This window comes from Acidobacteriota bacterium (assembly GCA_016716715.1).
GTDB lineage: Bacteria > Acidobacteriota > Thermoanaerobaculia > UBA5066 > UBA5066 > Fen-183.
The window spans coordinates 133,748-148,113 of sequence record JADJVE010000004.1; the positions used below are offsets into that span (position 1 = coordinate 133,748).

The 14,366-nt window shown below is 69.6% G+C and carries 14 protein-coding genes; 8 read left to right on the forward strand and 6 right to left on the reverse strand.

Annotated elements, in window-relative coordinates; translation table 11 throughout:
• Positions 1 to 65 precede the first annotated feature (65 nt).
• Positions 66 to 1,511 (forward strand): phosphoglucomutase/phosphomannomutase family protein, encoded by a 1,446-nt coding sequence (locus IPL89_07905; GenBank protein ID MBK9063104.1) that lies wholly within the window; start codon positions 66 to 68, stop codon positions 1,509 to 1,511.
• A 5-nt stretch (positions 1,512 to 1,516) separates the two neighbouring features.
• Here the strand turns inward: IPL89_07905 and IPL89_07910 are convergent, their stop codons facing one another.
• The 5 genes from IPL89_07910 to IPL89_07930 are packed head-to-tail and all read right to left on the reverse strand — an operon-like array spanning position 1,517 to position 7,956.
• Complete coding sequence (locus tag IPL89_07910; GenBank protein MBK9063105.1) at positions 1,517 to 2,800, reverse strand: hypothetical protein; 1,284 nt, start codon at positions 2,798 to 2,800, stop codon at positions 1,517 to 1,519.
• 10 nt (positions 2,801 to 2,810) lie between these two features.
• The gene (locus IPL89_07915) at positions 2,811 to 3,551 is read right to left on the reverse strand and encodes a lytic transglycosylase domain-containing protein (GenBank protein ID MBK9063106.1); all 741 of its coding nucleotides are present in this window, start codon (positions 3,549 to 3,551) and stop codon (positions 2,811 to 2,813) included.
• A gap of 24 nt (positions 3,552 to 3,575) precedes the next feature.
• Positions 3,576 to 6,323 carry an alanine--tRNA ligase gene (alaS, locus tag IPL89_07920; protein ID MBK9063107.1) on the reverse strand — a complete coding sequence of 916 codons (2,748 nt, stop codon included), beginning with the start codon at positions 6,321 to 6,323 and terminating at the stop codon, positions 3,576 to 3,578.
• Positions 6,310 to 6,774: a regulatory protein RecX gene (locus IPL89_07925; protein ID MBK9063108.1), complete on the reverse strand. Its 465-nt coding sequence runs from the start codon at positions 6,772 to 6,774 to the stop codon at positions 6,310 to 6,312. Before IPL89_07925 ends, alaS begins: the two co-directional genes overlap by 14 nt.
• A complete protein-coding gene (locus tag IPL89_07930) occupies positions 6,775 to 7,956 on the reverse strand; it encodes a type IV pilus twitching motility protein PilT (protein ID MBK9063109.1) in 1,182 nt (393 codons plus the stop codon).
• Positions 7,957 to 8,078: 122 nt separating this feature from the next.
• Between IPL89_07930 and IPL89_07935 the strand changes: the two genes are divergently transcribed.
• The 7 genes from IPL89_07935 (at position 8,079) to IPL89_07965 (ending at position 13,764) form a co-directional block, all read left to right on the forward strand.
• Positions 8,079 to 8,699, forward strand: coding sequence for a (2Fe-2S)-binding protein (locus tag IPL89_07935; protein ID MBK9063110.1), 621 nt, complete (start codon positions 8,079 to 8,081; stop codon positions 8,697 to 8,699).
• A gap of 151 nt (positions 8,700 to 8,850) precedes the next feature.
• Positions 8,851 to 11,046, forward strand: a complete 2,196-nt coding sequence (locus IPL89_07940) for a xanthine dehydrogenase family protein molybdopterin-binding subunit (protein ID MBK9063111.1) — start codon at positions 8,851 to 8,853, stop codon at positions 11,044 to 11,046.
• Positions 11,043 to 11,561, forward strand: a complete 519-nt coding sequence (locus IPL89_07945; GenBank protein MBK9063112.1) for an FAD binding domain-containing protein — start codon at positions 11,043 to 11,045, stop codon at positions 11,559 to 11,561. The genes IPL89_07940 and IPL89_07945 overlap by 4 nt, the downstream gene beginning before the upstream one ends.
• Before the next feature lie 41 nt (positions 11,562 to 11,602).
• Positions 11,603 to 12,049 (forward strand): hypothetical protein, encoded by a 447-nt coding sequence (locus tag IPL89_07950; GenBank protein ID MBK9063113.1) that lies wholly within the window; start codon positions 11,603 to 11,605, stop codon positions 12,047 to 12,049.
• On the forward strand, positions 12,046 to 12,294 hold the full coding sequence (locus IPL89_07955) for a hypothetical protein (protein MBK9063114.1): 249 nt from the start codon (positions 12,046 to 12,048) through the stop codon (positions 12,292 to 12,294). Before IPL89_07950 ends, IPL89_07955 begins: the two co-directional genes overlap by 4 nt.
• Before the next feature lie 10 nt (positions 12,295 to 12,304).
• On the forward strand, positions 12,305 to 12,991 hold the full coding sequence (locus IPL89_07960) for a nucleotidyltransferase family protein (GenBank protein MBK9063115.1): 687 nt from the start codon (positions 12,305 to 12,307) through the stop codon (positions 12,989 to 12,991).
• The gene (locus IPL89_07965) at positions 12,988 to 13,764 is read left to right on the forward strand and encodes an XdhC family protein (GenBank protein MBK9063116.1); all 777 of its coding nucleotides are present in this window, start codon (positions 12,988 to 12,990) and stop codon (positions 13,762 to 13,764) included. The genes IPL89_07960 and IPL89_07965 overlap by 4 nt, the downstream gene beginning before the upstream one ends.
• Before the next feature lie 4 nt (positions 13,765 to 13,768).
• Here the strand turns inward: IPL89_07965 and IPL89_07970 are convergent, their stop codons facing one another.
• Positions 13,769 to 14,329, reverse strand: coding sequence for a hypothetical protein (locus IPL89_07970; protein MBK9063117.1), 561 nt, complete (start codon positions 14,327 to 14,329; stop codon positions 13,769 to 13,771).
• Between the last annotated feature and the right edge of the window lie 37 nt (positions 14,330 to 14,366).

Sequence of the window (14,366 nt, forward strand, 5' to 3'; positions counted from 1 at the left end):
TTCTAGACCCCGCGTTCCGCTCACGCTGGACAGCCCGCCCCGCGGGGCCGAGAATCCCCCTGGTCATGGCCGCGCCCCCCATCGTCTTCGGGACGGACGGCTGGCGCGGCCAGATCGCCCGGGACCTCACGTTCGCGTCCGTCCTGCGCGTCGTCGACGCCGCCGGCGCCTGGAATGTCTCGCCCGAAAACACCGAGCCCGGCGACCCGTGGACGATTCCGCTGGTCCACGACACGCGCTTCCTCTCGCCCGAGCTCGCCGCCGAGGGCGCGGCCCGCCTCGCCTCGCAGGGATTCCGCGTTCTCCTGACCGACCGCCCCGTGCCGACGCCCTGCGCGTCGTGGCACGTCAAGTCCCGCGGCCTGCGAGCGGGCCTCGCGATCACGGCCTCGCACAACCCGGCGCTCTGGAACGGCGTGAAGGTCAAGTCGTGGTTCGGCGGCAGCGCGACGCCCGCGACGTACGACGCCGTCGCGCGTTCCGCGGACCGCCCGCTCCCGGCCCGGGCCGGCGGGGCCGTCGAAAGGCTCGACCTGCACGCCGGCTACCGCGAGGCGATCACGGAACGCGTAGACCTCGCCGCGATCCGCAGCGCCGGCCTGAACGTCCTCTTCGACTCGATGCACGGGGCGGCCGGCACGCTGCTCGAGGAGATCGTCGGGACCGGCCACGCGACGCGGGTCACGACGCTCCGCGCCGCGCGCGACCCGCTCTTCGGCGGCGTCAACCCGGAACCCATCCCAGCCCACCTCGGCGCGTCGCGCGACGAGCTGAGGCGCGAGCGCTACGGCGTCGTCCTGGCGAGCGACGGCGACGGCGACCGCCTCGGCGTCCTCGACGCGAACGGCACGTTCGTGACGCCCCACCGGATCCTCGCGCTCCTCGCCGAGAGCCTCACGGCCCGCGGGCGCATCTCCGGAGGCATCGCGAAGACGTTCTCCACGTCCCTTCTCCTCGACCGCGTCGCGGCGCGCATGGGAGTTCCCCTCTACGTGACGCCGATCGGCTTCAAGCACATCGCCGAGAAGATGATGTCCGGCGAGGTCGCGATCGGCGGCGAGGAGTCCGGCGGCCTCGGCGTCTCGTTCTACCTCCCGGAGCGCGACGGCGTCCTCTCGGCGCTCCTCGTCCTCGAGGCCATCGCCCATTCGGGCGGGTCGTTCGACGCCCTCCTGAAGAAGCAGGACGCGGCCTACGGCGCCTTCGCGTACGGGCGCCGCGACCTGCACCTGCCGATGCCGGTCCTCCGGGCGTTCGTCGCGGACCTCAAGGCGCAGCCGCCCGCGAACCGAGCCGGCCAGAAGGTGACGGGCGTCGAGGACCTCGACGGCGTGAAGCTGGTCTTCGGCGAACGCGGCTGGCTCCTCCATCGCCTCTCGGGCACGGAGCCGATCATCCGCATCTACGCCGAGCACGAAGACGAGGCTGTGGTCGAGCGGCTCCTCGCGGAAACGGTCGACGAACTCCACCGCCGCAGCGGCACGGCCGCCCCCCCCCCCCGCCGGACCTGACGGGCTCAGCGCGCGTCGGCCAGGACGTAGCCGGCGCCGACGAACCGCAGGACCGGCCCCGCGCCGAGGCCGGCGATCGGGTCCGATTCCTCGAGCAGCTCGGGCGTCAGGTCTCCCCCGTACGCCACGACCGCGCGTGCCGCGATCGTGAACGGGTTCTGTCGCTCCACCTCGAAGCGCGCGGGCTCCGACACGACGGAGAGCGCGACCGTGCCCGTGCCGAAGAGCTTCAGGAACGGCTGGACGATCTTGTCGCGGTACTCGAACGCCGGGTCCTCGCGGTACGTGAGCGCCTCGTCGAACCCGAGGAGCCTCGTCGTCTCGACCGACAGGAACTCGTTGGCGAGCGCCTTCAGGTAGGGAACGCGGCCCTGATCCGCGAGGAGGAGAGTTCCCTCCCCCGACGCCGTGACGAGGATGCCCGCGAGCGGGCCGTCGAGGCGGCCGTCCGTCACGAGCGACGGGACACCCTGACGCCCCACGACGACGCCGCGGCGGACCCTCAGCCCGCCCACGCAGGATGCCGACAGGAATCCGCCGGGCCTGGGCGTGAACGGCCCGACGGCCGACGCCACGTCGATTCGGGGAATGCTCCCCGAGCGCGGACGCACGCCCGAGCTGACGAGATTGCGCTTCCCGCTCGCCGCGAGCGAATCGAGGGGCTCGGGCTTTACGATCGGGGTCGGCTTCGTCTCGTCGCGCACCGCCGGCGCCGGACGCGTGGCGTTCGGGTTCGCGGCGGGCGTGAGGGCCGCGGCGCGGACCTCGGCGGCGGCGGCGCGGGCGGTCCGCGCGACCGAGTCGTCGCCCTCGGACCCGTCCTTGAGCTCGGCGCCCGCCAGCCGGAAGTGCTTCTGCGCGGTCTCGTAGGCGTCCGCGCGCTGGGCGATCAGCCCGAGCGTCAGGTGCGCTTTCCGGTGCGCCGGCGCGAGCGCGAGAACCTTTTCGAGCGGGTCCCTCGCCTCGGCGTCGCGGCCCGACTTGAAGAGAATCAACCCGAGGTTGAAGAGCAGGGGAACGGAGTCGTCGTGCTCCTGGAGGAGCTCGCGCGTCTTCGCCTCGGCGGGCCCGAACTGCCCGAGGTGAAAGAGCGTGATCGAGAGGTTCAGGAGGACCTCCGGATCCAGCGGGCGGAGCCGCTGGGCTTCGTCGAACTCGCGCCGCGCGGCCTCGTGGTGTCCACGGGCCATCTCCTCCTTGCCCCGGTTCAGGTGCAGAAGGAAGAGGCCGTGATCGAAGAAGGGTGCGGGCCGGAACGCCCGGGTCGTTTCGGAGCCGCGCGACGCCATCCCGTCTCCCTTACTGCACCCGTCCGAGGACGGGAGCGGGGCGCGCCGAAGCGACGTCGCCCGTATTCGAGAACACCGCGGTCCCGTCCACGCGCGAGACCTTCACGGTCGTCGCCCGTGTCGCCATCCGGACGGAGCCCGTCGGGACGCCCCGGAAGGCGCCGCCGACCGCGGGCACCGACGTTCCGCGGTGGGCGACGAGGACGCGCCTCACGAACTCGCGTGTTTCCGCATAGGGCGGCACGCCGGCGTGCTTCGCAACGGCGTTCTCGCCCGCGTTGTAGCCCGCGACGGCCAGCACGACGTCGCCTTTGAAGAGGGCGAGGAGCGCCGAGAGGTACCGCACGCCGCCGCGGATGCACTGCTCGGCGTCGAAGCGGTCCGACACGCCGAAGCGCTGCGCGGCCGCGGGCATCAGCTGCATCAGCCCACGGGCGCCCTTCTTGGACACGGCCCTCGGGTTGAAATTGGATTCGACCAGCATGACGCTCTTCACGAGCGTCGCGTCGACGCCTTCGGCGCGCGCCTCGGCCTCGATGATCGGGTCGAACGGGGTGGGCGTCGCCCTGCGGTCCACGAGATAGGAGTCGGAAGGGGCGGCGCCGTTCACGCGCCAGCCGCTCCCGATCGCGTCGTTGAAGATGAGGGCCGAGCCGTCCGCCTGGCGGACGAGGTGCACGTCGGCTAGAGCGGCGGTCGCGCACAGCGACACCGCGAACGCTCCCCGGGCGGCAAAGCGGCCGAAGGACATAGCCTACAAATTATAGACGATGGCTCAAGACGCCTGTCCGGTGAGCCTTTCCCGGACCCGGGCCACCCCCGCCGCGAGGGCCGGCTCGATGGCGGCGGCGTCCTTTCCGCCGGCCTGGGCGAGGTCGGGCTTGCCCCCGCCCTTCCCGCCGACGAGGGGCGCCATCGTCTGCGCGAGATCGTGGGCGGACACGCGGGAGACGACGTCCGCCGTGACCGCCGCGAGAAGCGTGACCTTGCCTTCGAACTCGGTCCCGAGAAGGACGACGCCGGACTTCAGCTTCCCGCGGAACGTGTCGGCGAGATTTCGCAGCTCGTTCGTGGGGAGGGACGGAACTCTCCGTGCGAGGACCTTCACCCCGCCGATCTCCTCGATGCCGTCGGCATCGGAACCAGAGGATTCGGAAGAAGAAGAGGAAGATCTCTTTGAAGGTGAAGAGTCGGATGCGAGAGCCAGATCGCGCTTGAGGCCCGCGACCTCCTTCTCTTTCCTTCTAAGAAGATCCTGAATCTCCTTGAATTTCGCAGGGAGCTCGTCGAGAGGCACGTTGGCCGCATGCGTGAGCTGTCCCAGGATCTCTTCGTCTTTCTGCAGACGCTCGACCGCGTTCAGCGCCGTCACCGCCTCGATGCGGCGGACGCCGGCCGCGAGACCCTTGTCCGCGAGGATCTTGAAGGCGCCGATCTCCCCCGTGCGGCTCACGTGGCAGCCGCCGCAGAGCTCGGTCGAGAAGCCGGGCACGTCCACGACGCGAACGCGCTCGCCGTACTTCTCGCCGAAAAACATCATGGCGCCCTTCTTCTTCGCCTCGTCCATGGACATGACGGCCTTCCCCACCTCGCGGTCGCGCAGGACCTCCTCGTTCACGAGGCGCTCGATCTCGCGGATCTCCGCGGCGGTCGTCGGGCGCGAGGCGGCATAGTCGAAACGCAGGCGGTCGGGCGCGACGAGCGAGCCCATCTGCCGAACGCTCTCCCCGAGCACCTGCCGCAGCGCGGCGTGCAGCAGGTGCGTCCCGGTGTGGTTCGCCTGCGTCCTGCGGCGGGTCCATTCGTCGACGGCGAGAGTCACCGTTTGACCGGGAGAAAGAGAACCGGAAGAAATTCTTAGGAGGTGAAGAGTGCTGCGGCCGTTGGGAGCGCGCCGCGTGTCGAGGACGGCGGCAGCGCCCGGTTCGCCCGTCGAATCCTTCCAGAGGAATTCGCCCTGGTCCGCCACCTGGCCGCCGCCCTCGGGATAGAAGACGGTGCGGTCCACAACGCACCAGCCCCTCTCCCCCTTTCTAAGAAAATCGATCTTCTCCCCGGTCTTCTCCGAAAGCAGCCCGAGTACTTTCGCGCCCTCGAGCCGCACGAAATCCTGCTCGGGATACCCGCGGAATTCGGTCGTCCACGAGGGATCGAGCTGGTCGTCGGCGGGAAGTCCGCTCTCGCCTTCAAACTTCGAAGCTCCTTTGCTGCGCTCGCGGGCGGCGGCAAGCTCGCTCTCGAAGCCCGCGCGGTCCACCTGGACACCCTCATCAGAAGAAATCTCTTCGATGAGCTCGAGAGGAACGCCGTGCGTGTCGTAGAGGCGGAAAGCCGCCGCACCCGGCAGCGTCGTCTGCCCTTCCCGCCGCGCGGCGGAGATCGCCTCGCCGACGCGGTCGGCGCCCACGGACATGGTTCGCCGGAAGCCTTCTTCTTCGACCCGGATGGTGTCCGCCGTCGTTTTCCGCTGACTGCCGTTCGGGTCGTGAAGATGAATTCCTTCGAACGACTGGAAGACGGGCGTCGTGAGGTCGGCGAGAAACGGCCCCTCGATGCCGAGGCGCCGCCCGTAGCGCAGCGCCCGCCGAATCACCTTTCTAAGAACATATCCGCGCCCCTCGTTGGACGGCAGGACGCCGTCCGAGACGAGCATCGAGGCTGCGCGGGCGTGATCGGCCACGACGCGGAACGGCGCGTCCTCGACGGCCATGCCGCCCACGTACTTCTTCCCGGAGATCTCCTCGATCTTCCCGATGATCCCGGCGAAGAGGTCCGTGTCGTAGTTGTTGTTCCTGCCCTGAAGGATCGCCGTGATGCGCTCGAGGCCCGCGCCCGTGTCGACGCTCGGCTTCGGGAGCGGGGTCTGCTTGCCCGATGCGTCGCGCTCGAACTGCATGAAGACGAGGTTCCAGATCTCCATGACGCGGTCGCCGTTCCCGTTCGGCGTCGCGTCGCCGGGCACCGACGGCCCCTGGTCGTAGTGGAGCTCCGTGCACGGCCCGCAGGGTCCCGTGTCGCCCATGGACCAGAAGTTGTCCTTCTCGCCGAAGCGGGCGATGCGCTCCTTCGGAAGATACTTGCCCCACAGCTCGGCCGCCTCGTCGTCGTCGGTGTAAACCGTGGCCCAGAGACGCCCGGCGTCGAGGCCGTAGAACGACTTCGAGGTGACGAGCTCCCAGGCGAAGTCGATCGCGTCCTTCTTGAAGTAGTCGCCGAACGAGAAGTTTCCGAGCATCTCGAAGAACGTGTGGTGGCGCGCCGTGTACCCGACGTTGTCGAGGTCGTTGTGCTTTCCGCCCGCCCGAACGCACTTCTGCGAGGACGTCGCGCGCACGTACGCACGCTTCTCCCGCCCGAGGAAGAGGTCCTTGAACTGATTCATCCCGGCGTTCGTGAAGAGGAGCGTCGGGTCCTCGGCGGGGACGAGGGACGAGGACGCCACGCGCGCGTGCCCCTTGCCCTCGAAATAGGAGAGGAACGTTTCGCGGACCCTGCGGGAGGTCCAGCCTTCAGAGGTCGTCATCGGTCGGTTCGCCTTTCGTGCGGAGCGCCTCGAGGACTGCGGACGGCGCGAAGCCCCGCCTCACGAGGTGATCGAACAGTTTCTTCGACCGCGCCTGCCGCGTCAATCCAGCCGGCAGGGCCCGCGAGCGCTTCTCGAGCGCCCGCCAAAGGCTCCTCGCCTCGTCCGCCGGATCCAGAGCCGCGAGGGCGGCGTCCGCGTCCTTCCGTGAGACTCCCTTTGCGGCGAGCTCCGCCGCGATCCGCGAGCGGCCCCGCCCGGATCGCGAACGCGAGGCCGCGAGGGCGGCGGCGGTGCCGGCGTCGTCGAGGAGGCCCCGGTCGGCAAGCCGCTCGAGGCAGGCCTCGACGTCCTCGCGCGCGAACCCCTTCCGCAGGAGCTTCCGGCGCAGCTCCAGGCTCGTGTGGGCCCGGCGCGCCAGGAACGCGAGGGCGGATTCCCGGACCTGCACCTATCCCGTCGACTGGTTCGAGAAGTCGAACGGCGAGTCCGAGTCCCGCGGCCCGACTCCGTCCGGCGCCTGCAGCGAGCCCTCCATGAGCTCGTTCGCGATGTCCGACGTGGACTGGATGCCCTGGATCTTGAGCTTGAACTCGTTGGGGTTCGTCGAGCGGCGGATCGCCTCTTCAAGCGTGATGAGGCCCGTCTTGTAGAGCTGGAAGAGCGACTGGTCGAACGTCTGCATGCCGTACTGCGACGTGCCCTGCTTGATCGCGTCGGTGATGTACTTCGTCTTTTCCTTGTTCTCGATGCAGTCGCGGATGTAGTTCGTCGCGATCATGACCTCGACGGCCGGCACGCGGCCGAGGCCGTCGGCGCGCGGGAGGAGGCGCATCGAGCACACGGCCTTGATGACGGCCGCAAGCTGGAGGCGGATCTGCTTCTGCTGGTGCGGCGGGAAGACCGAGATGATGCGGTTGACGGTCTCCGTCGCGTCCATCGTGTGGAGAGTCGACATGACGAGGTGGCCGGTCTCGGCGGCGACGAGCGCCGTCTCGACGGTCTCGAAGTCGCGCATCTCGCCCACGAGGATGACGTCGGGGTCCTGCCGGAGGGCCGCGCGGATCGCGGACGCGAACGAGCGCGTGTCGACCTCCAGCTCGCGCTGGTTGATGATCGACTTCTTGTCCCGGTGGAGGAACTCGACCGGGTCCTCGATCGTCATGATGTGCTCGGCGCGCGTCGAGTTGATGTAGTCGATCATCGCGGCGAGCGACGTCGACTTGCCCGAGCCCGTCGTCCCGGTCACGAGGATGAGGCCGCGCGTCTCCTCGCAGATCTTCTCGAGGACGGGCGGCAGGAGCAGGTCGCGGATCGTCAGGATGCGCGCGGGAATGACGCGGCAGACGAGGCCGACCGTGCCGCGCTGCTGGAAGATGTTGCAGCGGAACCGCCCGAGGCCCGGCACCGAGTACGCAATGTCGATCTCGAAGTTGTTCTTGAACTTTTCCTTCTGGCGGGCGGACATGATCGAAAACGCCATCGCGATCGTGTCTTCCTGCATGAGCCGCTTGAGGTCGACCAGCGGGATCAGCTCGCCGTCCACGCGGATGATCGGGTGGGCCCCCACCTTCAGGTGGAGGTCGGACGCTTTCCGCTCCACCGAGATCTTGAGGAGGTCGTTGATGTGCATCGATGCCCTCCCGACGTGCCCGGAATTCGGGCAAGGATAGGCTTTTCAGGCACTTGCCGTCAACGGAAGCGAGCCGTTCTCAGGCCGCAGGCTGTATAGTTCCCGCCGCTCGAGGAGGGGTCATGGCCGACGAAAAGGACCATCCGAACGGAGGCGGCTTCACGCGCCGCGGGCTCATCAAGGGCCTCGCGACGACCGCCGTCGCATCCGCGACCGCGGGCGCCGCGGCGCTCGCCGAGGAACGGGCGAAAACGGACACGGCCGGAGCCGGGCTGCCCGTCAGCATCACGCTGAACGGCGCCGTGAAGAAGGGCGTCTTTGCGCCGCGCACGACACTGGCCGAGGCGCTGCGCGACGCCTGGGGCATGACGGGCACGAAGGTGGGATGCGAACGCGGCGCCTGCGGCGCCTGCACGGTCCTCCTCGACGACCTCGCCGTGAATTCCTGCCTCACGCTCGTCCACGACGCGGACGGCCGCAAGGTGACGACGATCGAGGGCCTCGGCTCGCCGGAAGCGATGTCTCCGATCCAGAAGGCCTTCGTGGACGCCGACGCCCTGCAGTGCGGCTTCTGCACGCCGGGGATGGTCGTCTCGTGCGCGGGCCTCCTCGCGAAAGATCCCCATCCGACAACTCACGCCGTCAAAGAGGCCGTCGCCGGCAACCTCTGCCGCTGCGGGACCTACACGGGCGTCTTCGACGCGTGCGCGGCCGCCGCGAAGGCGGGGGTGAACCATGGCTGAAGAGAAGAAAGACAAGGGCAAAGAGAAGATTTCTGAGAAGGTGCCAGAGGCGACGGCCAACGCTGTGACCGTCGAAATTGGCCTCGCCCCCCCATACCCTTCTAAGAAAATCTCCATCTCCCTTCCCCCCGGGGATCCGCGCCCGTATCGAATGGGCGAGCGCCTGGTCACCGGCCGCCGCCGCGCGCGCCTCGACGGACCCGAAAAAGTCACCGGCCGCGCCGTGTTCACGCACGATGCGCACAAGGCCGGGATGCTCCATGCATCCATAGTCCGGTCTCCCCACGCCCACGCGACGATCGTGTCCATCGACACGTCGGCCGCCGAGAAGATCCCCGGCGTCGTCATCGAGAACCCCGGGAAGAAGGTCGTCCGCTACCATGGCGAAGCGGTCCTCGCACTCGCGGCGCCGACGCGCGCCGCCGCCGAGGACGCGCTCCGCGCCGTCAGGGTCGCGTACGACGTCCTCCCCCACACGGTCAGCCTCGCGGCCGCGCGGAAAGACGGCGCTCCGCTCGTCTTCCAGAAGCAGGTCGAGGAGAAGCGCAGCGCGGGCGACGAGCCCGGCGCCGCGGCCGTCCTGCCCCAGACCGGCAACGTGCGCGGGCCGAAGAAGTCCGGCACGGGCGACGTCGAAAAGGCCTTCGCCGAGGCCGACGGCACGCTGGAGATCGTCACGACGACGTCCGTTCAGACGCACGTCCCGCTCGAGACGCACTCCCTGTTCGCGGAATGGACCGGCGACACGCTCGAGGTCCAGGCCTCGACGCAGGGCACGTTCAGCGTCCGGGACGAACTGGCGGAAGTCTTCAAGCTCTCGAAGGACAAAGTCGTCGTGCGCGCCGAGTTCACGGGCGGCGGGTTTGGCGCGAAGTTCGGCGCGGGCGACTACGGCATCTTCGCCGCGAAGCTCGCGAAGAAGGCCGGCAAGCCGGTCCTCATGGCGCTCGACCGAAAGGGAGAGCACCTTTCCGCCGGCAACCGGCCCGACTCGTGGAACCGCGTGAAGCTCGGATACAAGAAGGACGGCACCGTGACGGCCGCCGACTACGAGTCGTTCGGCACGGCCGGCGTCGCGACGGGCACCGGCACCGGCGGGTTCGTGAAGTCCGCGTACGGCTTCCCCGCCGTGAAGGTCGCCGAGTCGGACGTGTTCACGCATCTCGGCCCCGGCTGCGCGATGCGCGCTCCGGGCCACCCGCAGGGGTGCTTCGCCGTCGAGACGGCGCTCGAGGAGCTCGCGAGCCGCCTCGGAATGGACCCGCTCGCGCTCCGGCTGAAGAACGATCCCTCCGAGGTGCGCCGCGCCGAATGGGAGATCGGTGCGAAGGAGTTCGGCTGGTCGCGCCGCCCCGAGATCACGAAGGCGAACGAGGCCGCCGCCGCGGCCGGGAGCCCGCTCCGGCGCGGCCTCGGCTGCGCCGCGTCCCTCTGGTACACGTTCGTCGCGCCCGGTTCGCAGGTGCTCGTGCGCATCCACCGGGACGGCACGGTCGAGGTCGAGAACGGAGTCCAGGACATCGGCGGCGGCGTCAGGACGCCGATCGCGATGGTCGTCGCCGAGGAGATGGGCCTTCCCGTCGCGTCCCTCCGCGTGAAGATCGGCGACTCGCGCTACCCGTTCGGCCCCGCGTCGGGCGGCTCCGTGACGATCGGCTCCCTGATCCCGGCCGTGCGCGCCGCAGCCGTCCACGCGCGCGAAAAGCTCGTGGGCGTCGCCGCGAAGGTCCTCGGCGAGCCCGAGTCCGAGGTCCGGATCGCCGGCGGCGTCTTCTCCGCGAAGGGGAAGACGGTCGACTTCAAGAAGGTCTGCTCGCGCCTGCCCGGCGAGACTCTCGTCGCGACGGGCGACCGTGCGAAGGACTACGACGGGGCCGATACCCGGCTCTTCGGCGCTCAGTTCGCCGAAGTCGTCGTGGACGTCGAAACCGGCGTCGTGGCCGTGAAGAAAGTCGTCGCGGTGCACGACTGCGGACAGCCGGTGTGGAAGACCGGCGTCGAAAGCCAGATCCGCGGCGGCATCCTGCAGGGCATCAGCTACGCGCTCTTCGAGGAGCGCGTCGTGGACGAACGCTCCGGCCGGGTCATGAATCCGGACGTCGAGTTCTACAAGATCCTCGGGAGCAAGGACACGCCGGAGATCGTCCCGCTCCTCGTCGATTTCTACCCCGGCAAGAACAACGCACACGCGCGCGGCATCGGCGAACCGGCCACCGTGCCGACGGCGGCCGCGGTCGCGAACGCGATCGCGCACGCGACGGGCATCCGGCCGACGGCGCTCCCGATCACGCCGGCGAGGATCCTGGCCTTGCTCGGGAAGGTGCCGGCGCGAGAGGTGAGGTCGTGAAGAACTTCGAGAGGCTGCAGCCAAAGAGCTGGGAGGAAGCAGCGCAGCTGCTGGCAACGGCGAAAGAGAAGAAGATTTCTTCTGAAGCAAAGGGAGCCGGGACCGAGCTCCTCGATCGACTGAAGGAGCACAACCTCGCCCCGGACCAGGTGGTGGACCTGAGGCGGCTGACCGCCCACTCTTCCATTCAAAGGAATTCTTCCGGCGCCATTTCCATCGGCGCGTTGGTGACCCTCAGCGCCGTGGCCGAGGGCGTGCGCGCCGACTTCCGGCTCTCGCCGACGCGTGCCTCGGCGCCGCGACGCCGCAGATCCGAAACGCGGCGACGCTCGCGGGCAGCCTCTGCCAGCGCCCGCGCTGCTGGTACTTCCGCTCGGCCGAGTTCCAGTGCCTCAAGAAGGGCGGCGTCGAGTGCCTCGCCAAGTCCGGCGAGAACGAGTTCCATGCCGTCTTTGGAAACAACACGTGCGCGATCGTTCATCCGTCGGCGGCCGGCGTCGCGCTCGTCGCCCTGAACGCACGCATCGAGACGCTCGCGGCGGGCGGCGGCCGGACGATCTCCGCCGCGGATTTCTTCGTCCGGCCCGAGGTCGACATCTTCACGGAGAACGCGCTGAAGAGCGGCGAGCTGATCGTCGAGATCCACGTCGAGAAGCCGCAGGGGCTGCGCTCGGCCTACCGCAAGATCAAGCAGAAACAGGCGTTCGACTGGCCCCTCGCGGACGCGGCCGTCGCCTGGCGCGAGGAAGGCGGCGTCGCGAAGGACGTGCGCATCGTGATCGGCTCCGCCGCTCCCGTGCCCTGGCGGGCGAAGGCGGCCGAAGCGCTCGTCGAGGGAAAGAGGATCGACGCGGCGCTCGCGGCGAAGGCCGGTGCGGCGGCTCTCGAAGGTGCGACGCCCCTCGGCAAGAACGCGTACAAGCTGCCGATCGTCGCCGCGGCCGTCCGGCGGACGCTCCTGGCATCGGCCGGGCTCGCGGACGGGACGGAGGCATTCGGATGAGCGCGCAGGACGGTTACGCCGGATCGGACGCCGTCGCCCTCGACCCGGCGCTGCGCTGCCGCCACCTCCGCACGAAGACGATGTTCGTCGCGACGGGCGACTGGGACGAGCACGCGCGCGAGCACCCGTCCACGTCCGCGGCGTACTGGTGCCTTCAGGTCATGGGGCCCGTCGGGCCGGACGGACAACCCGCCTGCCTCGACGACTGCCGGACCGGCCGCGGCTGCTTCGAGGGCGAAGACTGAGCGAACGGCCGTGAGCGTTTCCGCCGTCCTCCTCGCCGCGGGCGCCTCCACACGCTTCGGCTCGCCGAAGATGCTCGCCCCCGTGCCGCCGAGAGGGCGGCCGATGCTCGCGCACGTGATCGACACGTGGCGCGGAGCGGGCTTCGCGGAGATTGTCGTCGTGCTCGGTTCCGGGGCACGGGAGATTCGGGAGAGGACCGAAGAGGACCTTCTTAGAGTGAGTAAGAGGGGGACAGACGCCGGCGCACGCGACGGACGCTCCGGCGAGGGCGACGACGCCCCCTACCGTTTCGTCGAAAACGCTTCCTGGGAGAACGGCATGTTTTCGTCGATCCGCGCCGGCCTCGCGGCGGCGAGCCCGGCCTCGACACACGTCGCCCTTTCCCCCGCCGATCTTCCCTTTCTAAGAGAATCTTCTCTTCGAACCCTTCTCGAAGCGACGAACCTTCCGGAGGCGGACTCCCGCACGCTTCTCGTCCCCGTCTGCGGTCTTCGCCGCGGGCACCCGCTCCTGATCCCGGCGTTCCTCGTCGCGCGCGTCCTCGCGTGGCCGGCCGACGATCGACTGAACCGTCTCTTCGCGGAGCCCGACGTGAAGGTCCTGCAGCTCGAGGGATTCGACGAGAGCGTCCTCCTCGACGTGGATCGGCCCGCCGATCTCGCGGCCGTCGCAGGTCCTGCCGGAGCCCGCGCGTGAGCACGAAGCTCTTTCTCGACCTTCCCGCGATCCTCGCGGAGCACGGCCGCGCCGCGCTCGCGACCGTCGTCTCCGCGACGGGCTCGACGCCCCGCGAGGCCACGGCCCGGATGCTCGTCCTGCCCGGCGGCGACACGCGCGGCACGATCGGCGGCGGGAAGTTCGAGTCGCTCGTCATCGAGGACGCGAAGAAACTGCTCGACGACCGCGGGCTCCCGTTCACGAAGCGCTACGACTTCCTGCCCGAGGGCCCCGGCACGTTCGGCGCCGTGTGCGGCGGAACCGCGACGGTCCTGCTCGAGGTGCTCGAGCACGCTCCGCGGCTGCTCGTCGTGGGCGCCGGCCACTGCGGCCGCGCGCTCGCGCGCATGGCGTCGTTTGCGGGCTGGGCCGTGACCGTCGCCGACGAGAGGCCCGAGCAGCTCGAGCCTGCCGCATTTCCAGAAGGCGCCGACCTCGTGCAGGTAAAGGAGGACTACTCCGACCTCCCTCTGCCCCGGCCGGACGACTTCGTCGCGCTGGTGTCGCGCGGCCACGTGACGGACGGTCGCGCGTTCCGGCGGCTGCGCGGCGTCCCCGTCGCCTACCTCGGGATGATGGGGAGCAACGCGAAGAAGAAGGTCCTCTTCGACGAGCTGCGCCGGGAGGGCTGGGCCGAGGACGAGCTCGCGAGGGCGCACAGCCCGATCGGCCTCGCCATCGGGGCCGAGTCGCCGGAGGAGATCGCGGTCGCGATCGTCGCCGAGCTCGTCAAGTTCCGGCGCGGGGCCTGACGCCTCAGCGCGCCGCCGCGCCGGCGGCGGCCTTTCTCGCGTACGTCCCGTCGAACACGACCGTCCACGAAGTGCCTCCGTCCGGGGAGGACTGCCAGAGCTGACGCACGCTCCCGTCGGAGCGGCGCTCCCAGGAGATCTGGTGGAGCACCTTGTGGTCCGGCTCGCCACGCGCGGGGACGTGCCCCCGGAGGATCATCTTTCCGCCCACGAGGCTGCCCGCGAGGTCGAGGCGCCCGCCCCGGGAGTCGAGCCAGGTCTGGTGCCATTTCCGGTCGCCGTCGAAGTAGCCGTTGAAGCTGGTGCCCGAGCCGCCGTCGGCGCCCGTCCAGTTCTCCTGCACGACGCATCCATTCTGGATGACGGTCACCCGGTTCTCACCCGCGAACTGTCCCTTCGCGTTCGTCACCGTCCACTCGCCGACCCAGAAGTCGAACTGGCGGTACTCCGGGGACGAACACGCCGACGGCGGGGACAGGAGGCCCGAAATCGGGGACGAAGGCGGGGGCACGGGGTCCGCCACGAAGAGCACGGCGACGAACGCGGTTCCGAGCAGACTCGACATGCGTCCCCCTTCCTGCGTGGTACGCAGGGGGCGTGCC